Below are 21276 nucleotides of genomic sequence, written 5' to 3' on the forward strand. Positions count from 1 at the left end.
AATCGCTACAACTCAAGTCGTTTTCAGAAAACAGAGTGGTATGCTTGTGAATGTTTTTGAGAGGAAGGATTAGAGAAAATGATTGATATTGAATTGCCGTATGATAAGCAAAAGATTACGGCGCACGTTCCGGAAACAAACTTTGCGGGAAAGCTAGTTTCACAAGCTGCCACTTATGAAAATCCCGTTTCAGAAGAGGAGACCGTTGAACAGTCTCTGGATCATCCAATTGGCTCACCAAGCCTAGAGGCTCTGGCGAAGGGGAAACGTAACATTGTGATTATTTCCTCCGATCATACGCGACCAGTCCCGTCACATATTATCACCCCAATTCTACTTCGTCGAATTCGTTCGGTGGCCCCGGATGCCCGGATTCGGATTCTCGTTGCGACAGGGTTTCACCGTCCTTCGACCCATGAAGAACTAGTGAATAAATACGGCCAGGCCATTGTCGATAACGAAGAAATTGTGATGCATTATTCTGAGAAGGACGAGGACATGGTCAATCTTGGTAAGCTACCATCCGGTGGTGACTTACTGCTAAATCGAGTGGCCGTTGAAGCTGATCTTTTAATCTCGGAAGGGTTTATTGAATCCCATTTCTTTGCTGGTTTTTCGGGTGGTCGTAAATCAGTCTTGCCAGGCGTAGCGTCATATAAAACAATTATGGCGAACCATTCCGGTGAATTCGTTGCCGATAAGCACAGTAGAACCGGGAATCTTCACCACAATATGATTCATGAAGATATGGTTTACGCCGCAAAGGCTGTTAATTTGCAGTTTATTTTAAACGTTGTCTTAGACGAAGATAAAAAAATTATTGCCTCTTTTGCTGGTGATTTGGAGCAAGCCCATAAAAAAGGGACCGATTTTGTTTCATCGTTATCCCGTGTGGATGCGGTCGATTCTGACATTACAATTTCAACCAACGGTGGTTATCCACTTGACCAAAATATTTATCAAGCGGTTAAAGGGATGACAGCAGCCGAAGCCACTAATAAGGAAAACGGCACAATTGTCATGGTTGCCGGTTGTCGTGATGGTCATGGTGGTGAAGGGTTTTACCATAATCTAGCTGATGTGCAGGATCCTCAAGAATTTTTTGATCAAGCGGTCAACACATCCCGGTTGGAAACAATCCCTGACCAGTGGACAGCGCAGATTTTGGCGCGGATTTTGATCCATCATCACGTCATTATGGTTTCCGATCTTGTTGAACCTCGTTTGGTGACGGACATGCACATGGAACTTGCTAAAAGCTTAGAAGAAGCAATGACCATGGCTTACGAACGCGAAGGACAACAGGCGAAAGTAGCGGTGATTCCAGATGGATTAGGTGTCATTGTTAAGGCAAAGGAATAGGGCATCATGGTTGAAGATGAAGATAGGGTGACCGCCATTCTGCAACAGATTGCCGACCACAAGTTGTCGGTTGCCTCAGCGCTGAAGCAATTAGTTGATCCTGGATTTGTGGATCTAGACTACGCAAAGGTAGATACAGATCGACAGCACCGGACGGGTTATCCAGAAGTCATTTACGGTGAAGGAAAAACGCCGGACCAAATTATTGGCATTATTCAAACCATGGTCTCTGCTGAAATGAATGTGTTGGTCACAAGGGTTTCGCCAGAAAAGGCGGCAGCCGTGATGGCTGTTTTTCCTTTAATGGTTTATCACAAAAATGCTCAAATTCTAACCTGGCAGTCAGTCAATGTTACTCGTTTGACGAATACGATTGCAATCGTCACTGCCGGAACTTCGGATTTACGAGTGGCTGAAGAGGCGGCGTTAACGGCCGAAGCCTTCGGTAATTCAGTGTCGCGGGTCTACGATGTTGGGGTTGCCGGGATTCACCGGCTATTTGCCCGGCTTGATGTGATTCGTCAGGCCCAAGTAGTGATTGTCATTGCAGGGATGGAAGGGGCGTTAGCTTCGGTTATCGGTGGCCTAGTGGACAAACCGGTGATCGCCGTCCCGACAAGCGTTGGGTACGGCGCCAATTTTGGTGGTCTGTCCGCTTTATTGACCATGTTAAACAGCTGTGCGTCAGGCATTACCGTCGTCAACATTGACAACGGTTTTGGTGCCGGCTACAGTGCCAGTCAAATCAATCATTTAACGGAGAATACAAAATGAGTTATCTCTATTTAGATCCATTTTCAGGTTTGAGCGGGAACATGCTTTTAGGTGTCTTGTTTGACTTAGGGTTGGACTATGACCAATTTCAAGTTGAATTACAGAAGTTGCATGTGTCTGGGTATCATTTGACTTTAGAAAAAACAAATCGATCTGCAATTGGTGGTCATTTGTTTAATGTGGTGTTGGAAGAGGCCCATCATCACGCGGATGAAGGGTTAACTGCCAGCGAGACGGTGAGCCACGCGCATTCTGACCATTCAAAATCTCAGCATCATCACCACCACGGTCGAAACTTGTTGGAAATCACACACTTAATTAATGATTCAGAATTAAAGCAATCCGTTAAAGATCAGGCAATCGCGGTTTTTAACGAAATCGCGCAAGCTGAAGCTCACGTTCATCAGCTATCTACCGAAGCCGTCCATTTTCACGAAGTTGGGGCTATTGACTCCATTGTTGATATCGTTGGCTTTTTCATTGGGCTTGACCTCATGGGAATTGAGGGGATTCAGAGTGGCGCGTTGGTAGATGGTTCTGGAACAATCCAAGTGGCCCACGGGACTATGCCAGTGCCGGTGCCGGCCGTGATGCAAATGCGACAAAACAGTGAAGTCCCAGTTAAGCAACGCACCGATATTCAAACGGAGTTGGTGACGCCAACGGGATTTGCCGTCGCCAAATTGACGGTTAAGTCGTTTGGGCCAATTCCTGATACGATGCAGATTCAACGTGTCGGATACGGGTTTGGTACGCGAGAAACTGGTCATCTCAACGCGCTCAGAGGATTGCTTTTGACACCGATGGCCAGTCATAAGGAAGTTCATTCAACCGGTGATGAAATATTTGAAATCCATGCCAACATCGATGATCAAACGGGAGAAGATCTCGGGTTTGCACTCAGTAAATTGATCCATGGCGGTGCGCTTGATGCGTATTTCACCCCGATATTTATGAAAAAGAACCGGCCAGCTTACGAATTAACGGTTATTGCGGCAGCTAGTCAGTTGTCGGCAATGATTGCGTTGTTATTGGAACACACCACAACGTTTGGCGTTCGATGGACCAAGATGGAACGTCAAACGCTGCCTAGAAAATTTGAAACGGTGACGACCCAGTGGGGCGACGTCACGGTCAAAGTTGGGGTCAGCGAGACAGGTTCCAAAATTACGGTAGAACACGATACCGCAGCAGCGCTTGCTGACGCTCACCAGATTAGTCTTGATCAGGTTCGTCAGGCCGCTCTGTTTGCTTATAAAGAAGAAGATAGGATGGTTTAACATGCATCAATTACTTGCAGAATTAATGGGCACTGCCCTTATGATTATTTTTGGGGTTGGCGTTCACGCCGACACTGTTTTGAACGATACAAAGTACCACGGTTCCGGTCATTTATTTGCCATTACGACTTGGGCATTTGGGATTTCGATTGTCTTATTTATCTTCCCGACCGTTTCAATCAATCCGGCTATGGCGCTCACACAATTCTTTTTAGGCAATATTAGTTTTATCACGTTCGTTGAAACGAGTATCTTTGAAATGATTGGCGGGGTTCTTGGTGCGGTTATTGTCTACGTGATGTACGCCGATCAGTTTAAGCATTCATACGATAAAGTGGATAATGTTGTCATTCGAAATATTTTCTCAACTGCGCCTGGGGTTCGTAATTTACCCCGGAACTTCTTCGTTGAATTTTTTGCAACGTTTGTGTTCTTAACTGGAATCCTCGCCATTGCCACGATTAAAACGCCAGGCGTCGTTCCCATTGGTGTCGGCCTCTTAGTCTGGGCAATTGGGATGGGGATGGGCGGTCCAACTGGGTTTGCGATGAATCAAGCCCGGGACTTAGGCCCTCGAATCGCGTTCGCCCTGTTACCAATTAAAAATAAAGCAAACGCGGACTGGCAATACGGTTTAATTGTGCCAGGACTAGCGCCATTTTGTGGCGCAGTAGCCGCTTTCTTGTTTAGTAAATTTTATCTTGGAATGTAATTTAAAGAATGGAAGTAATTAAAATGAGTGAAAAAAATGCAGAATTAGTTCGTCTTTTGAAGTCGTACAACAAGGTCTTGGTGGCCTTTTCGGGTGGCATTGATTCAACGGTTGTATTAGATACAGCATTGAAGACTCTAGGTAAGAAAAACGTTGTGGCGGTAGTGGCTAATTCTGATTTATTTACTGACGAAGAATATGCCAAAGCCATCCATTTGGCCCAAGAACTGGGGGCCACCGTAAAAGGTGTGACATTAGACTATTTGGCTAACGATGAGATTAAGTTCAACCGTCCAAGTTCTTGGTACTGGATGAAGAAGCTCTTTTATCAGAAGATGAACGATTTAAAGGCTCAATATGACTGCGATGTTGTCTTGGATGGCATGATTATGGATGACAATGACGATTTTCGTCCTGGGTTACGAGCCCGTGATGAAGAAGGGGCCGTTTCAATTTTACAATTGGCTGACATCTACAAGTCGGATGTCCGGACAATTGCCCGGGCAAATGGGCTATCTAATTGGAATAAGGTTGCAAGTTGCTCGGTTTCATCTCGATTTGCTTACAATACCGAACTGACAGTAGCTGGTCTTCAACGGGTCATGAAAGCAGAATCTTACCTACGCCGGCTTGGGTTCCCAACTGTTCGAGTTCGGGTTCAAGATAATCTTGCCCGGATTGAAGTATTAGCCGATCAGATGAACGACTTAGTTGCTCAAATGTTTGATGTTAACTCAACCTTGAAGAATCTAGGATACGAATTTGTGACTGTGGACCTTGAAGGATTTAAGTCGGGTCGAATGAACGACAGTTTAAGCACCGAAGTTAAAGCGGCTTTAGTCGATTAAGGCAAAGAAGTGGAGGAGCGCATGCAAAAAGTAAGCCTTCGAAGGGCCGTCCCATTTTACGGACTCTCACTTGGATTGCATCTCATCGGGCTGGTCCTACTTGTTATTGCGGCTCAAGCGGCTCCTAAATTCTGGGGGTTAGGGTTACTTGCTTACACGTTGGGATTACGCCACGCATTTGACGCCGATCATATTTCAGCGATTGATAACACCGTTCGCCGGTTGTTGAACCAAGGCACATCAGCTTACGGTGTTGGGTGGTACTTCTCAATGGGCCATTCGACGGTGGTTTTTCTAATGATCATCGCTGTTCGGGCGTCGTGGGGCTGGGCTAAGGCACGGTTGACTATTTTTGGAACCATTGGTGGCCAAATTGGGACCTGGGTTTCGGGAATGTTTCTGATCATTATTGCGATTAGTAGTTTTATGATTTTAGGCAAACTTTGGCGACTGAAAGCGCACGCCCAAAGCGATCAAAATCAAGTTGAATTAGGCGCTTTACTGGATTCCAGAGGATTACTGACCCGCTTTCTTGCCCCACTATTCAGATGGATTCGGCATGATTGGCAAATGTACTTTATTGGGTTTGTATTCGGTTTGGGATTTGATACTGCCACAGAAATTGCAGTGATCGCATTGTCGGCGGTCACGACCAGCGCATCAACGGTCACTTCATTTGGGATATTTGCGTTACCCATCCTATTTGCAGCAGGCATGAACCTAATGGATACTGTCGATTCGACAATGATGTTATTTGCGTACAGTTGGGCGTTTGATACGCCAGGCAAGAAGTTGCGCTACAACCTAGTTATGACGAGTTTTTCCGCTGTTACAGCATTAAGTATCGGAGCGGTAGAATTACTTCAAACGGTTCATTGGCCAGCTGGTATGGGCCGAATGATTGCTAATATTGACATGGGGTGGGTGGGTTACGCCCTTGTCTTGATTTTTGCGATTTTTTGGGCCATTTCGTTTGGTCGTTGGTCATGGCGAAGTCACCATCTCTCCTTGCCAACCCGTTCAGATTCGTAAGCTAAAAAGGGGTTGCTTCCAAATTCGGAAGTGAGGCCTACCCCCAAAGTTAAAGTGATTTTACTTTAACTTTGGGGGTAGGCCTCATTTTGATTGATTTCAGGATCACTTTTCATTTAGATAAGCTTAGCGTTTTTGTTTTGAAAACGCATGAAAACGTACTTTACTGGGATTCTTCAAAGCGGTATGATAGTTGCTATGTGTGAGATAGCGTCAGGTCGATTGGGCGGACGCACACAAAAAAAGAAAAGAGAGTGGGAAGTTATAGCATGCATCAGTTACTTGCAGAGTTAATGGGTACGGCCCTGATGATTATTTTTGGGGTCGGCGTCCATGCCGATACGGTTTTAAATGATACGAAGTACCATGGTTCTGGCCACTTATTTGCCATCACAACATGGGCATTTGGAATTTCAATTGTACTCTTTATTTTCCCGGCAGTTTCCATTAATCCTGCCATGGCGTTATTGCAATTTTTCTTAGGCAACATCACCTTTGTCACCTTTATTCAAACGAGTATCTTTGAAATGATTGGCGGGGTCCTTGGTGCCGTCATCGTTTATATTATGTACGCGGATCAATTTAAGCACTCATACGATAAAATTAACAACGTGACCATCAGAAACATCTTCTCAACAGCTCCCGGTGTCCGCAACTTACCCCGGAACTTCTTCGTGGAATTTTTTGCTACGTTTGTCTTTTTAACCGGCATTTTGGCCATCGCAACAATTAAAACACCAGGGATCGTCCCTATTGGTGTTGGTCTGTTGGTTTGGGCAATCGGGATGGGAATGGGGGGCCCAACTGGGTTCGCCATGAACCAAGCCCGGGACTTGGGCCCACGGATCGCATTTGCCTTGCTACCAATCAAAAATAAGGCAAATGCTGACTGGACTTACGGTCTTCTTGTCCCCGGTATCGCACCTTTCTGTGGGGCAGTCGCTTCGTTCTTCTTTGCGAAGTACTACCTGGGGATGTAACATTTATTCTGAATCAACTAATGAGGACCAACACTACAGTGGATTGTGGTGTTGGTCCTCTTTGCGTTCTATTAGCATCTCTGATGGCTGCGGTTGGTGCGCTGTGGGGGACGGTCCGAGCCTTAAAAGCGGTCTCGACCCGTCCCCCACAGCACACGACCCCCAGCTATCGGAGATGGCAGCAAGAAATGAAAAAGGATCAACTCACGCAAACTGCGCAAAATTGGTCCTTAGAAATCAAAATTAAAGTAAGTGAATCCCAGCAGCTTCACACTTGTCGATCATTTCTTGTGGCCAAAGGGCAGCTTGAACTTCACCCACGTGGGCCTTGCCGAGTAACAACATGCAGACCCGTGATTGACCGATTCCACCACCGATGGTGAATGGAACTTCTTCGTTTAAAATCATTTGGTGGTAGGGGAGGGTTAAGCGGTCTTCGGCATCCGCAATTTTGAGTTGTTTCTTCATTGAGTCAGCATCGACCCGGATCCCCATGCTTGAAATTTCGAGTTTTTGGTTCAATGGTTCGTACCAGAAAATTAAATCGCCGTTTAATTCCCAGTCGTCGTAGTCAGGGGCGCGACCGTCGTGTTTTTTACCGCTCTTTAGGGCGCCGCCAATCTTCATGACAAAGACACACTTAAGTTCCTTGGCAATGGCGTCTTCGCGTTCCATTGGAGTCAGGTCTGGCCACCGGTCTTCGAGTTCTTGGGTGGTCACAAAGTGAACTTCGTCAGGTAAGTGGTGCACGGCTTCAGGGTACTTATACCAAACTTCGTGTTCCATGTGCTTGAGGACTTTGAAAATTTGCTTAACCGTTGCTTGGAGGGTTTCAATCGTCCGTTCTTCGCGGCTGATTACTTTTTCCCAGTCCCATTGGTCGACGTAAGCGGAGTGGAAGTTATCCAGGTCTTCGTCTTTCCGGATTGCGTTCATGTTCGTGTATAACCCTTCGTGAAGCTTGAAGCCGTTCCGTTTGAGGGCGACCCGCTTCCACTTAGCTAACGAATGCACGATTTCGATGGGTTCGGCACCCATGTCTTGCATGGTAAAGGAAACTGGGGTTTCAACACCGTTCAGATTATCATTTAACCCAGTCTTCTTTTCTAGAAACATTGGGGCAGAGACCCGTGATAAATTCAATTGTTGGCCGAATTCGTCTTGAAACGTTTCTCGGATGTAGCGGATAGCCTCTTGTGTTTCACGGACTGACAATTTTGGCTCGTATGACTCTGGAATGATTAAATGCATGTTCCTTCTCCTCACGGTATTAAAAAGTTTTTAGACAAAAGAAAAAGTCTCCCGTCCCTATCTCTAGGGACGAAAGACTTCTTTCGCGGTACCACCCAAGTTGCCTATCAAAATAGGCCAGCTCAAACTGAAGGACAATCATCCTCCACCGATGGTAACGTACCGGTTAACGGCGAAACCTACTCCACGAATGTTTCAGTCAGCAACTAAGAAAGTGTTTTTCCGAACGGCTAATCCTCATCGGGTTCTCACTCAGCCCCGACTCACTGATAGGTTAGCCAGACGTACTCGTCTTTCCTCCGTCTTTTATCTTGTGACTCATTATATTCTCACTTTTTTAAAATGTAAATAACATTTTCAGGTTATTTTATGGTTGGCCCGCCATAATGGGTTATAAAGCTTGATGTTATCCTATTTCAAGAAGTAAAAAAATATTTGAAGGGCCGTGTGATGATGAAAGTGAAAAAGGCGGTGATCCCAGCTGCTGGATTGGGAACGCGCTTTCTCCCAGCAACCAAGGCATTAGCAAAGGAAATGTTGCCAATTGTGGATAAACCAACGATTCAATATATTGTAGAGGAGGCAATTGCGAGTGGGATTGAAGACATTTTGATCATCGAAGGCAAGCAGAAGCGAGCCATTGAGGACCACTTCGATGCCGCCCCCGAGCTAGAGCAAAATCTGGCCGAAAAAGGCAAGCAGCACTTGCTTAAGTTGGTCAAAGAAATAACGGCTGACGGGGTTCATATTTTATACGTTCGGCAACCCTACCCAAGCGGGCTAGGGGATGCGGTGAGCTATGCTAAGTCTTTCGTGGGTGATGAGCCGTTTGTGGTCATGTTAGGCGACGACTTGATGCGTGACCGGGTGCCACTGACCCGCCAATTAATGACGGCCTACGAGAAAACGCACGCGGCCACATTAGCGGTCAAACGGGTGCCCCACGAGTCGGTATCGGCCTATGGCGTCATTGACCCCGTTGAAGCCGTCGAACCGGGGTTATTCCGGGTGGCCCACTTTGTTGAAAAGCCGCATGTAGCGACGGCGCCTAGTGATTTAGCTATCATTGGCCGGTATCTATTAACACCAGCCATCTTTGACCAGTTGGCCACGTTAACAATTGGAAAAGGGGGCGAACGTCAACTGACGGATGCCATTGATGCGTTAAATCGTCAGGAGTCAGTCTTTGCTTACGAGTATACCGGTGAGCGTTATGATGTTGGCAATAAGTTAGGCTACGTCACGACCAACATTGCCTATGGGCTGACCCATCCAGAGATTCAAGCAGACCTTCGCCGTTATATTTTGACCACGGCGGATCAGATTCGGGCCGCCGAGCCAGTTGATTAACCGGGTGGGTCACGATTAGTGAACTGAAAATAACAAGTAAGGCGATCTTATTTTTAAGGCTCGCCTTATTTTTATTGAGTTCGGGTTAAAAGTGAGTAGGTACAGTAAAGAAACCGGTCTCAAAGAACCCCTTTATTAAGGTATCCCTAAAAAACATGTTGAAATCATTTGAAACAGAAGTACAATGGAGCAGGTGACAAAAATTAAGGGAGTGTGACTTAAATTGAAAGATCAAAATACACCTCGCAAGCACCACTTGATTGAGTATGCCAATGGTAAGTCATTGGAGGAAATTAACGGAACCGTAGAAGTTCCAAAAGGCAGGGGCTTTTGGCGAACTTTGTTCATGTATTCTGGGCCGGGTGCGTTAGTTGCGGTTGGTTATATGGATCCAGGTAATTGGTCAACGTCGATTACCGGTGGTCAAAATTTTCAGTATTTACTGATGTCTGTCATCTTGATGTCAAGTTTGATTGCGATGTTATTGCAATACATGGCAGCTAAACTTGGCATCGTGAGTCAGATGGATTTGGCTCAGGCCATTCGGGCTCGAACGAGTAAGTCGCTCGGTGTCGTGCTATGGATTCTAACTGAGTTAGCCATTATGGCAACCGATATTGCGGAAGTTATTGGGGCCGCAATCGCTTTGTACCTGTTATTCCATATTCCACTTGTTTATGCGGTTTTCATTACCGTTTTTGATGTTTTGTTACTGCTATTATTAACCAAAGTCGGTTTTCGAAAGATTGAAGCCATTGTGGTCTGCCTCATTTTAGTGATCTTATTTGTTTTCGTGTATCAAGTTGCGCTGTCAAACCCTAACTGGGCAGCAGTTATTGGCGGCCTTGTTCCAACGGGTGAGACCTTCTCAAGCAGCCCGTCAGTTGGTGGGATGACCCCAATTTCAGGTGCTTTAGGGATTATTGGGGCGACGGTCATGCCCCACAACTTGTATCTGCATTCCGCGGTTTCACAATCGCGTAAAATTGACCACAACGATGAAGAAGATGTGGCGAGAACCGTTCGTTTCTCAACTTGGGATTCAAACATTCAACTCTCATTTGCGTTTGTTGTGAATTCACTGCTCCTCATCATGGGGGTCGCGGTGTTTAAGACCGGGGCCGTCAAAGACCCATCGTTCTTCGGCTTATTTGAAGCCTTGTCAAACACTTCAACGTTGAGTAACGGCGTTTTAATTGGCGTTGCTAAGTCAGGGGTGCTCTCAGTCCTCTTTGCGGTCGCCTTACTCGCATCTGGGCAAAACTCGACCATTACTGGGACGTTAACGGGTCAAGTCATCATGGAAGGGTTCGTGCACATGCGGATGCCACTATGGTTACGGCGGTTAGTGACCCGACTGATTTCAGTGATTCCCGTTTTGATTTGTGTTGCGATTACTGGCCGTGAAACGCCGATTCAACAACATGAAGCGCTCAATAATTTAATGAATAACTCTCAAGTCTTCTTGGCCTTTGCGTTGCCATTTTCAATGTTGCCACTTCTAATGATGACGAATAGTCGGTTGGAAATGGGGCAACGGTTTAAGAACAATTTCTTAGTGAAGCTTTTTGGTTGGATCTCAGTGATTGCGCTGACGTTCCTGAACATGAAGGGTCTTCCAGGCTCCATTGCCGGGTTTTACGGGGACAACATCACAGCTGCTCAAACGCACCAAGCTAACATTATTGCTTACATCCTCATCGCAGCAGTCTTAGCCTTACTCGTTTGGACCGTCTACGACCTGTACAAGGGAAACCAGCGACTTGCTGCCAAGTTGGCGGCTGAACCAAGTAACAACGACGTTGCGGACTAAGCCGAGGAGGAACTAGAAGATGAGTACAACTGAATTTCACAGAATTTTGGTCGGCGTTGACGATTCAGCAGACGCCCTGTTAGCCTTTGACTACGCGATTGCCTTTGCAAAGGAAAACCAAGCAGAACTAGTCATTACCTCCATCCTAGAGCGGGATGACATGAACGTTTATCAAACGATGGATAAGGACTTTTTCCATGGCGAATACGCCGAACTAGAGCAACACGTTTTAAAATACCAACAGCAGGCTGAACAAGCGGGCGTTGCGCACGTCCGAGCCATTGTGGCCGAGGGAGAACCAGGCGAAACAATTATCGAAAAAGTGATTCCCCAAGTGAAGCCGGATGTTTTGATCGTGGGCTCACTAGCCAAGAAGGGCGTTCGGAAGTACTTCGGTAGCCAGGCCGCCTACATGGCCAAGTATGCCCCCATTCCAGTCTTCGTTATCCGGTAAGGATACGCTAAAGCTGGTTGTTTAAATCATGTCAAGTGCAGTGTGAGCGGTGCCTAAGTGGCGCCGCTTTTTTGAATTTGGGCAAGGAAACACGTTCTTTCAAGGACGTGATGAATTGCCTTTTTTATGAACCAAACGGTTTCATTCGGACCGATTCTGGCTTAAACTGTTGATGTAGCAAAAGGAGGAGTATGATGACAACCATCACAGAAACGTTTACGTTAAATAATGGCGTCAAAATGCCCAAGGTCGGTTTTGGGACTTGGCAAACCGAACCGGGACAGGAAACTTATGATGCGGTGGCAAACGCCCTGAAGGCGGGATACCGCTTCTTAGATACGGCGAAAGCTTATCGCAATGAAAAAAGTGTTGGCGAAGCATTTGCGGCCTCTGGCTTAGACCGAGAAGCCGTTTTTATCCAGACCAAGTTGCCAGCTGAAACTAAAACATACGACGGGGTCCTGGCTGACTTTCAAAGTAGCTTGGACGCCTTGGACGTTGATTATGTCGATTCTTATATTATTCACGCCCCGTGGCCATGGGCAGATATGGGGTCTAACCACGATGCCGAAAATCGCGAAACTTGGCGAGCCATGCAAGATATCTACGCTAGCGGTCGAGCTAAGGCGATTGGCGTGTCAAATTTCAATTCCCATGACCTCGATAATCTGTTGAGCTGGGACGGCTTAACAATCGTACCAGCAGTGGACCAGATTCAATATTTTGTGGGTCACACGCAAGATTCAATCGTCACAACAGCAGCAGCCCATGACATTTTGATTCAAGCCTACTCACCGCTTGCAACGGGTGATTTGTTGAAACGGCCGGAGTTAGCAGAGATTGCGGCCCACTATGCTGTTTCAGTGTCCCAAGTTGCCTTGCGGTACGTAATTCAAAAGGGCATTGCACCGCTTCCTAAAGCTCGTTCAATGGCCCACGTTCAAGCTAACGCGGCCCTTGATTTTGAAATTAGCGAGTCCGATATGCAAACACTAGACGGGTTAAGCGATCTCGATCGTTGGCACCCGGCTGGGGATTAGTTAAAACGACAGTCGCGGTTGGGCAAACAGCCTACCGTGACTGTTCTTTTTATTTTTCTAAACTTTTACTCTAAACGGTGTCCTAGATTTTGGGAGGGGTATAATGGTGCCATTCGACAGGGAGGTCATGAAAATCAAACCGAATAAGAAGATAATCGTAGGATTAGCATTACTCACGTTTGCACTTTCAATCATTGGATTTGGTCATTTAAACGCGCAAGCCAAAACAACTTGGCATACCGGAACACCAACCGCTATTCGCGGGACATGGTATTACAATGGTGCTGGCAGTAACAAGGCCTATGTGACGTATTCAGCGCATATGAGTAAAGGCCAGTACTTCGAAAAATCGGATGCTGATAACACGTACTATAAGTTACCTGGGTATGGCTTGAAATCAATTAAGTATCGTTACTTAGGTCAGCGGGTCTACGAACTAACGGGGATTCAGTATTCACCAAAGGGGGCCAAGGTCCAATTTGATGGTAAGCGGATGACCTATAAAGTTAAGGCCATTTCAAAAAGTAAGCTCTACTTTTACAAGGGCTTCCACACTTACACGAAGACCCCCAAGTTCACGGTCGTTAAAGCAAATCACGCGTTGAGTTAAGCGCAGAATCAAGACAGGTAATCAGCGATGGTTGCCTTTTTTTGTGCGTTCCACAAGATCCAATAAAATGATAAGGTTAGCCTGTATAATCGAAAAACAATACTTGATTATCGATAAACGATATATCATAATGAGGATATAAAAGTTCATTGGAGGGATTTTTATGTCTAAGAAGTTAAAGATTGGGTTGCAAATTGTCTCATTTTTTCTGTATTTTGGGTTGATTGGTGCGGCCTTGCAGTGTTTGACGCCATTGGGGTCGTTACTTCAATTATTTTCTGGTAGTGCGGCAAATGATATTTTGCATGATAGCGATTACTTAGTTATTGGTAATCATGCCCATTTATCGGCAACGACCATTAGTCATTTCCCTGAAGTGCCCTATGGTATCTGCACCACGATTGGGTCAGCGCTTTTAGGGATTGGCTCATTGTATGTGACCTGGGCCCTTCTTCAAATTATCGCTAATATGAATCGAGGAAAATATTTCACGGTTGAAAATCAACATTGTATCAAAAATATTCTAATTTCATTGGGCTTCTTCTGCGGTGCAACCACTTTTCTAGCTGCTGCGAACCAGATGACGGAGAGCTATTTATTCCGGACCAATGTTGGTTACCAAGCGGCAACTTGGTCTGATATTGGAAGCTATTTATTTTTAATTATTGTGGTTGGTTTAATTTACACCGTTTTTAATCAAGCCCTTTCTATGAAAAAAGAACAAGACTTAACGATTTAGGTGGTGATGATGGGTGATCAAAATTACGCTGAACGTTGTCATGGCGAAACGCAACATTAATACTGGTGAGTTGGCAAAATTGGTCGGGATAACGCCGGCTAATATTTCAATTTTGAAAACTGGTAAAGCGAAAGCAGTTCGGTTTAGCACGCTCGAAAAAATTTGTCAGGTTTTAGATTGTCAGCCTGGCGATATCATGGTATATGAACCTGACCCTTTTAAGTCGGTCGAAGAATGAAGTTTTGTGCTACACTAACAACAAACAAATTCGGAGGCTAACCATGGCATATAACACCCTGTTATTCGATATTGATGATACCCTGCTTGATTTTCAAGCTTCGGAAGCGGCGGCACTGCGGCAGTTGTTCGTTGAAATGGAGCAGCCGTTGACAGCGGCAGACGCAGCTTACTATCACCGCGTCAACGCTGAGCTATGGCAGCGGTACGAAAGGGGCGACATTACCCGCCCAGCGTTACTCATTGAACGGTTTAACCGGTTGTTTGAGCATATGGGGCAATCTGGCGTGGATGCGCGTCAAGCAGAAGCGACTTATCGCCGCCATTTGGCAGCAGGGCACACGGTGTTGCCATACGCCCGAGAGGTGTTGCAGACGTTGACGCGTGATCATCAGCTTTACGTGATAACGAACGGGGTTGCTGCAACTCAGCGGCGCCGGTTGCGCGAGTCAGGGTTAGTTGACTATTTTAACAAAGTCTACATTTCGGAAGTGGTGGGGGCTAAGAAGCCGGATCCCCAGTTTTTTGAATCGGTTGCGGCCGATATTACGCACTTTGACAAGCAACGGGCGCTGGTGATTGGCGACTCGTTGTCCTCAGACATTTTGGGTGCGGCGCAGTTTAACGTGGATTCCATTTGGTTCAATCCTGCGCGTACGGTAAATGCCAGTGATGTGCAGCCCACCTTCGAAGTGGCTGATTTACGTCAGATTCCAAAGATTGTTGGCTAAGGGTGGAGGATGAGTGATGGCAAAGACGACGAATGCAATGTTTGATATCGAACAGGTCACGATGAACACGCCCATGGACGTGTTGATCAAAAGGGGGCGGGATAACGCGATCCAAACCGATCCGGCAAAGTTAGCCCAGATGATTCCGGTAGCGCGTGATCCCTGGAAACGGATTCAAAAAGTGGAAAATAAACTCATTAAGGGCTTAATTCCCATGCGTCATGAAAAGATGGGTGCTGATATTTTTTCCTTTTACCGCGGTACAGCGGAGCTCATGGCGGGGGATTTAAAACAGCAGGTGAACACCAATATTCCAGTAGTAGCCTGTGGTGATGCCCATCTGGGTAATTTTGGGTTCTACGCCAGTCCTGAGCGGCAGTTAATTTTTGATTTGAACGACTTTGATGAAGCACACATTGGGCATTGGGAAAATGACCTCAGACGATTGTTAGTCAGTGTGAAGCTAGCTGGAAGTCTGAACGATTTTGCGGGTGAGCAGTTGGATCATTTGGTGAAAAAAGCGGTCAAGAGTTACTGTAAAGGCATTGATTATGCGATGTCGTTAAGCACCCTGGACCGGTTTAATTTTTCGAGTGAAATCGGCAACCTTGCGGAGAATCTCATGGGGTTTCACGATTCAGATGATATGATTGAAGCCATCACAAAACAAGCGACGAAGCGCACATCGTCGCAGGTGATCAAAAAATACACGACTACGGATACGACTGGTGAACTGCACTTTGTCGAAGACGCGCCCCAGACGGTTCACATTGATGAAAAAACCTATGCCCAATTGGTCGCCGGCTATGAAGAATACCGCCGGACCGTGGCAGACGACGTTGCCCTGTTGCTCACTCAGTATCATTTAACCGATATTGCCCGGCATAGTGTGGGGGTCGGGAGCTTTGGGACTCGCTGTTACTTACTGCTGCTAACGGCTAACGATGGCAGTCACTTGGTCTTACAAATCAAGGAGGCGTTGCCGGTGAGAGATGCGTTTATTCCTGAAGCAGCCGATCTTGAGCTTCACCGGGAACTAAGCGAGGGCCAACGAATTATAGCGGCTCAAAAAATTCTTCAAACCGCGTCGGATGCGTTCATTGGCTACTTCAACGCCGGGAAACGGAGCTATTATGTCCGTCAGTTCCGGGATATGAAGGCTTCGGTGAAGCTGAATGAACTGTCTTGGAAATGGTATAAAAAATATGTCAAAACCACCAGTTTCCTGTTGGCGGTCGCCCATAGTCAGAGTCCAACGGCCCCGATGATCAAGGGGTATTTGGACAACTGCGATGGTCTGCCGGAAGCGCTCGCCAATTGGACGATGCAGTACGACGAACAAGTCAAGACGGACTACCAACGATTTTTGAGTCAGGTAGCGGATAGATAACGATACTAAAAGCCCCTCGTCGGCAAATGTCGATGAGGGGCTTTTAGTTATTCGTGATACAACTCGCCAGCTTTTGGCCCGGCATCGAGGGTCCAGATGGTGTCAATGTCGATGACAACAGCGGCAATCGGTGCGGGCAAATTGTTGGCCTTGGAGAAAGCGACGGCATTGTCGAAGTAGTCGCCTTCCGTGTAAGGCGTTGCGTGACCGCCAAACCGATACCCTCGCAGGTTTGCCTTATTAGCAAAGGCGGCCAAAATCTTGCCGTTGGCCTTGATGTCTGAAAAGATGACTTTACCCGTCATTTCATTGTAAATTAAGCGGTGATCATCCAATACTCGCAGACTCATCTTGGGTCCAAGGTCTGGTTCCCCGTTCTCATCGACGGTTGCCAGGTACCCTAAGTTGTCACTCACGTATTGCTTCATTTCATCAGTTAACGTTGCCATGTTTAATTCGCTCCTCACTATTCATGATTGATGTTGCCACCATCATAAGGGCTAGCGAATTAAAGTCAAGAAAAGCGTTCTAGCAACTTTCGCCCTTGGCGACGATCCCTTGGTTGAAGGCGGCAAGGACTGCGGCGCCATCCGCAATCTCAACGGCACTGTCAAGCAGGCCAGCGTTATCTCGTAGCTGGATTTGATGATTTTTGTAGTCCAATACAAGGCCAGGCCCCATGAATGCCGCATCATAATCGGAAGTCTTCAGAGACCAGTCCGCATCATTTTGAATCGAGAGGGGGTAGCGCGCGTCCGGAGCGGTTAGCACAATGAGAGAAAACTTAGCCCCAATCGTGCACGCGCCGCCGGAAAGAGAGTATCGGCCACCACCATCATCGGTAATGAGCAATAACGGTCGGTCGCTGAGTCGTTTGTCAGCCATCAGCTGTTGCATCGATGGCGTCACGTGTAAGTTGAGCATGGTGAATCCTCCTCTGACGTTTTTTGGCGCGATTCACCGCTGGTGGTAAGGGGCCGCCGGTTCAACAAACGTGAGGGTGGTCGCAGTGGATCGGGTCGGGTCGAATTGAAAGTGTGCGTGGTGAAAGGCTCGGAGTTGGTCGACAGTCGTGACGTTGTTTTCGGCCATGTACCGGACCATTTCACCCCGGGCCATTTTAGCGTGAGTCGCGCGGGTCTTGAGCTGACCGTCAATGAGGCTACCGAATTTGACGGTGATGAGTTGGTCGTCAGCCTGCATGTACGGCGTAATTGCGGCGGCGTATTCTTTAGACGCTAGGTTCACGACCGGCCCCTGATCAAAATGCAATGCGGTGTAGAGCTTAGCGCCCCAGAAATCATAAAGGTTGGCGCTGTGATCAATCTGAATGGCTGACCGCATCTCTAAACGATAGGGCACAATCCCGTCGAATGGCCGCAGGATGCCGTAAAATCCACTAAGAATGCGGAGGTTTTCTTGAACGTAGGCTAAGGCTGGCGCCGTAAAAACTCCAGGTGCCATGTATTGGTATTGAATACCAGAGTAGGCGATGAGTGCCGGGGTCAATTGACGGGTCAAATCGGTGTGTTGGAGCACTTCAAAGGCCGGTTGGGCGAGTTTGTCACTGGCATGCCACATCGTTTTCGCCTGTTCGTAGGTTAGGGTCTGCATGACGGCCAGAATGCGTTGCGCCTCTGCCAGGTATTGGGGGTGGTCCGCAACGTCGAAGCTATCCTGATCAACGACCATTTTCTTGGCTGGCGCAATGATGATCTTCATCTTACTTTGCCCGCTGATCGTAGGCGCGCTTTGACTTGAATCCGGCGTTAAAGACCGTCTTCATTTGGTCAATATGGCGTTGCTTTGTTGCCTCGGTTGCGGTACCGAAAATGAAGCGGGCCCACTCGCGTTGGTAGCCGGGTGTTAAGGCGTTGAAAAACTGTTGCATAGTGGCGTCATCGCTGAGTAACTGGGCGACGTCAGGGATGTTTTGCTCGTATTCTGAAAGTGGTTTTTGGGCCACGGGAGTCACGTCCTTTCTCGTTGAATTTACTGTAGCAATTTACCGGTGATTGGTCAAATCACTAAAAAAAGCCCAAAGGTGGGCTTTGTTGGGATAAAATAGGCGGCTGCGCTTAAAAAATGACGTAAAAAAACACCCGGGCTCAAATGAGCTCCGGGTGTCCCAGCTAATCATTAAGCTGGCGTAACGTTAACAGCTTGTGGGCCACGATCGCCGTCTTCAACGTCCAAAGTAACCTTTTGGTTTTCTTCAAGCGTCTTGTAACCATCAATGTTGATGGCGCTGAAGTGAACGAATACGTCTGAACCGTTGTCCAAAGTGATAAAACCAAAACCCTTGTCGCCGTTAAACCATTTAACAGTACCTTGTTCCATAAGAATGAAACCTCCGTTGCGCATAGCGCGAAATATTTTGCATTGATTACTCTGAATAAAGGAGTCATTCTCGCGAACAAAAGCCTTGTTTCGAAGTTAATGAATACATTACTAAGTAACTTAACATGGTTAGCACTAAATAGCAAGGCCGGACGCTCGCATTTTTGTGGGTCAGTTTGTTGTAACGTGACTGGGACGCTCTTTTGGCAGCCTAACAATTAATTAACTTTATTTTGATATTGCGCATGGGGTGGTCGCGCGATACGCTAACTAATGAGAAAAATGGAATGGAGGAACACGAGTGAAAAAGATAATTGCAATTGCGGGGTTCGGGTTTTTAGGCGCTTTGTTACGCCTCACCCTTACTCAGTTAGCGGGTTCTCATCACGCACTCATGACAATTTTGATCAACGTGGCCGGGTCGCTGTTACTAGCCGTTGTGACCGGGTTGTTACCGCTCTGGCTACCGGTATCTGACACCATTTTAACCGGTTTAAGCGTTGGCTTTGTCGGGACCTTCACGACTTTTTCGACCTTTTGTGTGGACACCGTCACTTTGCAGCAACCGTGGGGAGCAGTTTATTGGCTGATTAGTCTTGCCCTTGGCTATGGCGCCGCTTGGACGGGGGTTACTTTAACGGACCGGGCAATCGCCAGGAGGAAGACTCAATGGTAATGAACGTTATCGTCATGAGTTTGGCTGGCACCGTTGGCGCGGTCCTTCGATACGGGGTCACCCGGGCCGGAAATGTGTTGTTCAAGACGGTTCGGCTGCCAGTTGCCACGCTAGTGATCAACCTCGTCGGGGCCTTTTGTCTGGGACTAGCAGTGAGCCACTTGAATTCGGCGAGTTTAAGCTGGCAGTTGAGTAGTGGATTTCTTGCCGGGTTCACCACGTTTTCAACGTTTACCAATGAAGTCGTGACCCTGCATAAAAAACGCCCCTCAATCGCCTTCGGGTACTTTGTTTTATCATCTGGGTTAGGGGTGGCGGCGGCCGTCGTTGGGCTGATCGTTTAAGAAAAACACCTGTTAGGGTTAGGCCCCACTGAACGTCACTGGCTTGAAAAATAAATCTTAATTGTGGTCAATTGAATTGGCTTAAAATGGTCAAAGTAGGGTAAACTACCATTAAGAAATAATACGAGAGAAGGGTGACAATGACAACAATTTATGAGTTTAAGGAAACTGAGATGAACGGCGACGTTTTGGATTTGAGTCGCTATCGTGGTCAGGTCGTGTTAGTTGTGAATACCGCTAGCAAGTGTGGCTTGGCCCCACAGTTGGAAGGGTTAGAACGGCTCTATCAGACTTATCAGGACCAGGGGTTAGTTGTTTTGGGGCTGCCGTCAAATCAGTTTAAGCAGGAGTTGGCTACCGACGCGGAAGCCAGCGATTACTGTCAGGTTCACTACGGTGTCACCTTTCCCATGACCAAGCGAGTGCGGGTCAATGGTGCCGAAGAGGACCCGCTATTCACGTATTTAAAAGCCGAGTCTGGTCACGGCAAAATCAAGTGGAACTACACCAAATTTTTAATTGGTAAGGATGGCCACTTGCGACACCGATACGCACCAATGGCCAAGCCGGCAAAAATCGAGCCGGCGATTCAACAAGCGTTAAGGGAGTAGGGGCCTTAGCAACATGTTGGTACAAGTAACTGGGTGAATCTAAGATTAAATCTGGGGGGATTGCGACAAATTATTAGGAGTCCGGGGGGACAGTAGATATGAGGAGTGCACAAACAAGACAGCGATTAGCTGAAGCGTTGAAAGAATGTATGACAACAACGGATTTAAAGAAGGTCACAATTGAGATGATCGTCGAAAAAGCGAAGGTGACACGGACAACTTTTTATTATCATTTTGGCGATGTTCATTATCTGTTAGCCTGGATATTTGATCAAAACATCGTTGATCAACTGCAGCAGTCAGCCGAAAACAGTCGGTGGCAGGATGATTATCAATTGATGCTTGACTACGTGGCCGAGCATCGGCAATTTTGCTTGGCCTGTTTTCATTCTGCTGACCGTCAATTGTTAATTAATTTTTTGTGGACGTTGGCCAAACAGTTGATCCGAAAGACGGTTTCGGAGGTGAAACAGCACCCCGATAAAGAGGTCGAAGAGGCGGTTGCCGATTTTTTGGGTGGTGCCCTTGTGATGCAAATCGAGCAGTGGCTGACAGATGAGTTAACAACTAATCAGGCAGTGTTGATGCGGCGGGCTGAAATTGTCATGGCGGGGACGGTTCACCGAATAATCAGGAGAAAGCGACAGCCATCATAGCTAATTTCAGAAAATTTGACCTGGTATTGACTGACCGGCGCATGAG

Annotated in this window: 26 protein-coding genes; 20 read left to right on the forward strand and 6 right to left on the reverse strand. The window is 47.0% G+C overall.

All coding sequences use genetic code 11. The features are described from left to right. The first annotated feature begins 78 nt into the window (after positions 1-78). The 7 genes from larA (at position 79) to larD (FC96_RS07900) (ending at position 6988) form a co-directional block, all read left to right on the forward strand. Positions 79-1362: a nickel-dependent lactate racemase gene (gene larA / locus FC96_RS07870; protein WP_056942602.1), complete on the forward strand. Its 1284-nt coding sequence runs from the start codon at positions 79-81 to the stop codon at positions 1360-1362. A gap of 6 nt (positions 1363-1368) precedes the next feature. Then, entirely contained in the window at positions 1369-2136 is a 768-nt protein-coding gene (gene larB / locus FC96_RS07875) for a nickel pincer cofactor biosynthesis protein LarB (protein WP_056942603.1), read from the forward strand. Beyond that, on the forward strand, positions 2133-3416 hold the full coding sequence (gene larC / locus FC96_RS07880) for a nickel pincer cofactor biosynthesis protein LarC (RefSeq protein ID WP_054660927.1): 1284 nt from the start codon (positions 2133-2135) through the stop codon (positions 3414-3416). Before larB ends, larC begins: the two co-directional genes overlap by 4 nt. 1 nt (position 3417) lies before the next feature. Beyond that, positions 3418-4128 (forward strand): D/L-lactic acid transporter LarD, encoded by a 711-nt coding sequence (gene larD, locus FC96_RS07885; RefSeq protein ID WP_056942604.1) that lies wholly within the window; start codon positions 3418-3420, stop codon positions 4126-4128. 23 nt (positions 4129-4151) lie between these two features. Continuing rightward, positions 4152-4976 carry an ATP-dependent sacrificial sulfur transferase LarE gene (gene larE, locus FC96_RS07890; protein ID WP_156403193.1) on the forward strand — a complete coding sequence of 275 codons (825 nt, stop codon included), beginning with the start codon at positions 4152-4154 and terminating at the stop codon, positions 4974-4976. Between the two features lie 21 nt (positions 4977-4997). Then, entirely contained in the window at positions 4998-6008 is a 1011-nt protein-coding gene (locus FC96_RS07895) for a HoxN/HupN/NixA family nickel/cobalt transporter (RefSeq protein ID WP_054660923.1), read from the forward strand. Between the two features lie 269 nt (positions 6009-6277). Beyond that, positions 6278-6988, forward strand: coding sequence for a D/L-lactic acid transporter LarD (gene larD, locus FC96_RS07900; RefSeq protein ID WP_056942606.1), 711 nt, complete (start codon positions 6278-6280; stop codon positions 6986-6988). Between the two features lie 243 nt (positions 6989-7231). Here larD (FC96_RS07900) and asnA read toward each other — a convergent pair whose 3' ends face one another. Next, a complete protein-coding gene (asnA, locus tag FC96_RS07905; protein ID WP_056942607.1) occupies positions 7232-8239 on the reverse strand; it encodes an aspartate--ammonia ligase in 1008 nt (335 codons plus the stop codon). A 453-nt stretch (positions 8240-8692) separates the two neighbouring features. On the opposite strand from asnA, the gene galU reads away from it, so the two are divergent. From galU to FC96_RS07950, 9 genes are all read left to right on the forward strand, one after another. Further along, complete coding sequence (gene galU / locus FC96_RS07910; RefSeq protein ID WP_054661126.1) at positions 8693-9589, forward strand: UTP--glucose-1-phosphate uridylyltransferase GalU; 897 nt, start codon at positions 8693-8695, stop codon at positions 9587-9589. 223 nt (positions 9590-9812) lie between these two features. Further along, positions 9813-11402 carry an Nramp family divalent metal transporter gene (locus tag FC96_RS07915; protein ID WP_056942608.1) on the forward strand — a complete coding sequence of 530 codons (1590 nt, stop codon included), beginning with the start codon at positions 9813-9815 and terminating at the stop codon, positions 11400-11402. Positions 11403-11421: 19 nt separating this feature from the next. After that, positions 11422-11856, forward strand: a complete 435-nt coding sequence (locus FC96_RS07920) for a universal stress protein (protein WP_054660921.1) — start codon at positions 11422-11424, stop codon at positions 11854-11856. A 194-nt stretch (positions 11857-12050) separates the two neighbouring features. After that, positions 12051-12896: an aldo/keto reductase gene (locus tag FC96_RS07925; RefSeq protein WP_056942609.1), complete on the forward strand. Its 846-nt coding sequence runs from the start codon at positions 12051-12053 to the stop codon at positions 12894-12896. A 127-nt stretch (positions 12897-13023) separates the two neighbouring features. Further along, positions 13024-13506 (forward strand): hypothetical protein, encoded by a 483-nt coding sequence (locus FC96_RS07930; RefSeq protein WP_156403195.1) that lies wholly within the window; start codon positions 13024-13026, stop codon positions 13504-13506. A gap of 163 nt (positions 13507-13669) precedes the next feature. After that, on the forward strand, positions 13670-14245 hold the full coding sequence (locus FC96_RS07935; RefSeq protein ID WP_054660917.1) for a DUF2975 domain-containing protein: 576 nt from the start codon (positions 13670-13672) through the stop codon (positions 14243-14245). A 40-nt stretch (positions 14246-14285) separates the two neighbouring features. Then, positions 14286-14483: a helix-turn-helix domain-containing protein gene (locus FC96_RS07940; RefSeq protein ID WP_056942668.1), complete on the forward strand. Its 198-nt coding sequence runs from the start codon at positions 14286-14288 to the stop codon at positions 14481-14483. Between the two features lie 43 nt (positions 14484-14526). Further along, positions 14527-15213, forward strand: a complete 687-nt coding sequence (locus tag FC96_RS07945) for a YjjG family noncanonical pyrimidine nucleotidase (RefSeq protein ID WP_056942610.1) — start codon at positions 14527-14529, stop codon at positions 15211-15213. A 16-nt stretch (positions 15214-15229) separates the two neighbouring features. After that, positions 15230-16603 carry a DUF2252 domain-containing protein gene (locus FC96_RS07950; RefSeq protein WP_056942611.1) on the forward strand — a complete coding sequence of 458 codons (1374 nt, stop codon included), beginning with the start codon at positions 15230-15232 and terminating at the stop codon, positions 16601-16603. A 47-nt stretch (positions 16604-16650) separates the two neighbouring features. On the opposite strand, the gene FC96_RS07955 is transcribed toward FC96_RS07950, so the two are convergent. The 5 genes from FC96_RS07955 to FC96_RS07975 form a co-directional block, all read right to left on the reverse strand. After that, the gene (locus FC96_RS07955) at positions 16651-17052 is read right to left on the reverse strand and encodes a pyridoxamine 5'-phosphate oxidase family protein (RefSeq protein WP_054660915.1); all 402 of its coding nucleotides are present in this window, start codon (positions 17050-17052) and stop codon (positions 16651-16653) included. 79 nt (positions 17053-17131) lie between these two features. Continuing rightward, positions 17132-17527: an iron-sulfur cluster biosynthesis family protein gene (locus FC96_RS07960; RefSeq protein WP_054660913.1), complete on the reverse strand. Its 396-nt coding sequence runs from the start codon at positions 17525-17527 to the stop codon at positions 17132-17134. A gap of 33 nt (positions 17528-17560) precedes the next feature. Continuing rightward, a complete protein-coding gene (gene yaaA / locus FC96_RS07965; protein WP_056942612.1) occupies positions 17561-18325 on the reverse strand; it encodes a peroxide stress protein YaaA in 765 nt (254 codons plus the stop codon). Between the two features lies 1 nt (position 18326). Next, positions 18327-18569 (reverse strand): YdeI/OmpD-associated family protein, encoded by a 243-nt coding sequence (locus FC96_RS07970; protein ID WP_054660911.1) that lies wholly within the window; start codon positions 18567-18569, stop codon positions 18327-18329. A gap of 173 nt (positions 18570-18742) precedes the next feature. Beyond that, the gene (locus FC96_RS07975; RefSeq protein WP_054660909.1) at positions 18743-18943 is read right to left on the reverse strand and encodes a cold-shock protein; all 201 of its coding nucleotides are present in this window, start codon (positions 18941-18943) and stop codon (positions 18743-18745) included. Positions 18944-19244: 301 nt separating this feature from the next. On the opposite strand from FC96_RS07975, the gene FC96_RS07980 reads away from it, so the two are divergent. From FC96_RS07980 to FC96_RS07995, 4 genes are all read left to right on the forward strand, one after another. Beyond that, a complete protein-coding gene (locus tag FC96_RS07980) occupies positions 19245-19619 on the forward strand; it encodes a fluoride efflux transporter FluC (RefSeq protein ID WP_054660907.1) in 375 nt (124 codons plus the stop codon). Further along, complete coding sequence (locus FC96_RS07985) at positions 19613-19963, forward strand: fluoride efflux transporter FluC (RefSeq protein ID WP_056942613.1); 351 nt, start codon at positions 19613-19615, stop codon at positions 19961-19963. Before FC96_RS07980 ends, FC96_RS07985 begins: the two co-directional genes overlap by 7 nt. 140 nt (positions 19964-20103) lie before the next feature. Beyond that, entirely contained in the window at positions 20104-20574 is a 471-nt protein-coding gene (locus FC96_RS07990) for a glutathione peroxidase (RefSeq protein WP_054660903.1), read from the forward strand. A 98-nt stretch (positions 20575-20672) separates the two neighbouring features. Continuing rightward, positions 20673-21230 (forward strand): TetR/AcrR family transcriptional regulator C-terminal domain-containing protein, encoded by a 558-nt coding sequence (locus FC96_RS07995; RefSeq protein ID WP_056942614.1) that lies wholly within the window; start codon positions 20673-20675, stop codon positions 21228-21230. Positions 21231-21276: the final 46 nt, after the last annotated feature.

It is taken from the genome of Secundilactobacillus kimchicus JCM 15530, from assembly GCF_001433995.1.
In the GTDB taxonomy this organism is placed as follows: Bacteria; Bacillota; Bacilli; order Lactobacillales; family Lactobacillaceae; genus Secundilactobacillus; species Secundilactobacillus kimchicus.

What these genes read in the sequence shown, in the direction of transcription:
- larA (WP_056942602.1), top strand. Translation starts at nt 79, where the DNA reads ATGATTGATATTGAATTGCCGTATGATAAGCAAAAGATTACGGCGCAC.
- larB (WP_056942603.1), top strand. Translation starts at nt 1,369, where the DNA reads ATGGTTGAAGATGAAGATAGGGTGACCGCCATTCTGCAACAGATTGCC.
- larC (WP_054660927.1), top strand. Translation starts at nt 2,133, where the DNA reads ATGAGTTATCTCTATTTAGATCCATTTTCAGGTTTGAGCGGGAACATG.
- larD (WP_056942604.1), top strand. Translation starts at nt 3,418, where the DNA reads ATGCATCAATTACTTGCAGAATTAATGGGCACTGCCCTTATGATTATT.
- larE (WP_156403193.1), top strand. Translation starts at nt 4,152, where the DNA reads ATGAGTGAAAAAAATGCAGAATTAGTTCGTCTTTTGAAGTCGTACAAC.
- FC96_RS07895 (WP_054660923.1), top strand. Translation starts at nt 4,998, where the DNA reads ATGCAAAAAGTAAGCCTTCGAAGGGCCGTCCCATTTTACGGACTCTCA.
- larD (WP_056942606.1), top strand. Translation starts at nt 6,278, where the DNA reads ATGCATCAGTTACTTGCAGAGTTAATGGGTACGGCCCTGATGATTATT.
- asnA (WP_056942607.1), bottom strand. Translation starts at nt 8,239, where the DNA reads ATGCATTTAATCATTCCAGAGTCATACGAGCCAAAATTGTCAGTCCGT.
- galU (WP_054661126.1), top strand. Translation starts at nt 8,693, where the DNA reads ATGAAAGTGAAAAAGGCGGTGATCCCAGCTGCTGGATTGGGAACGCGC.
- FC96_RS07920 (WP_054660921.1), top strand. Translation starts at nt 11,422, where the DNA reads ATGAGTACAACTGAATTTCACAGAATTTTGGTCGGCGTTGACGATTCA.
- FC96_RS07925 (WP_056942609.1), top strand. Translation starts at nt 12,051, where the DNA reads ATGACAACCATCACAGAAACGTTTACGTTAAATAATGGCGTCAAAATG.
- FC96_RS07930 (WP_156403195.1), top strand. Translation starts at nt 13,024, where the DNA reads ATGAAAATCAAACCGAATAAGAAGATAATCGTAGGATTAGCATTACTC.
- FC96_RS07935 (WP_054660917.1), top strand. Translation starts at nt 13,670, where the DNA reads ATGTCTAAGAAGTTAAAGATTGGGTTGCAAATTGTCTCATTTTTTCTG.
- FC96_RS07940 (WP_056942668.1), top strand. Translation starts at nt 14,286, where the DNA reads ATGGCGAAACGCAACATTAATACTGGTGAGTTGGCAAAATTGGTCGGG.
- FC96_RS07945 (WP_056942610.1), top strand. Translation starts at nt 14,527, where the DNA reads ATGGCATATAACACCCTGTTATTCGATATTGATGATACCCTGCTTGAT.
- FC96_RS07950 (WP_056942611.1), top strand. Translation starts at nt 15,230, where the DNA reads ATGGCAAAGACGACGAATGCAATGTTTGATATCGAACAGGTCACGATG.
- FC96_RS07955 (WP_054660915.1), bottom strand. Translation starts at nt 17,052, where the DNA reads ATGGCAACGTTAACTGATGAAATGAAGCAATACGTGAGTGACAACTTA.
- FC96_RS07960 (WP_054660913.1), bottom strand. Translation starts at nt 17,527, where the DNA reads ATGCTCAACTTACACGTGACGCCATCGATGCAACAGCTGATGGCTGAC.
- yaaA (WP_056942612.1), bottom strand. Translation starts at nt 18,325, where the DNA reads ATGAAGATCATCATTGCGCCAGCCAAGAAAATGGTCGTTGATCAGGAT.
- FC96_RS07975 (WP_054660909.1), bottom strand. Translation starts at nt 18,943, where the DNA reads ATGGAACAAGGTACTGTTAAATGGTTTAACGGCGACAAGGGTTTTGGT.
- FC96_RS07985 (WP_056942613.1), top strand. Translation starts at nt 19,613, where the DNA reads ATGGTAATGAACGTTATCGTCATGAGTTTGGCTGGCACCGTTGGCGCG.
- FC96_RS07990 (WP_054660903.1), top strand. Translation starts at nt 20,104, where the DNA reads ATGACAACAATTTATGAGTTTAAGGAAACTGAGATGAACGGCGACGTT.
- FC96_RS07995 (WP_056942614.1), top strand. Translation starts at nt 20,673, where the DNA reads ATGAGGAGTGCACAAACAAGACAGCGATTAGCTGAAGCGTTGAAAGAA.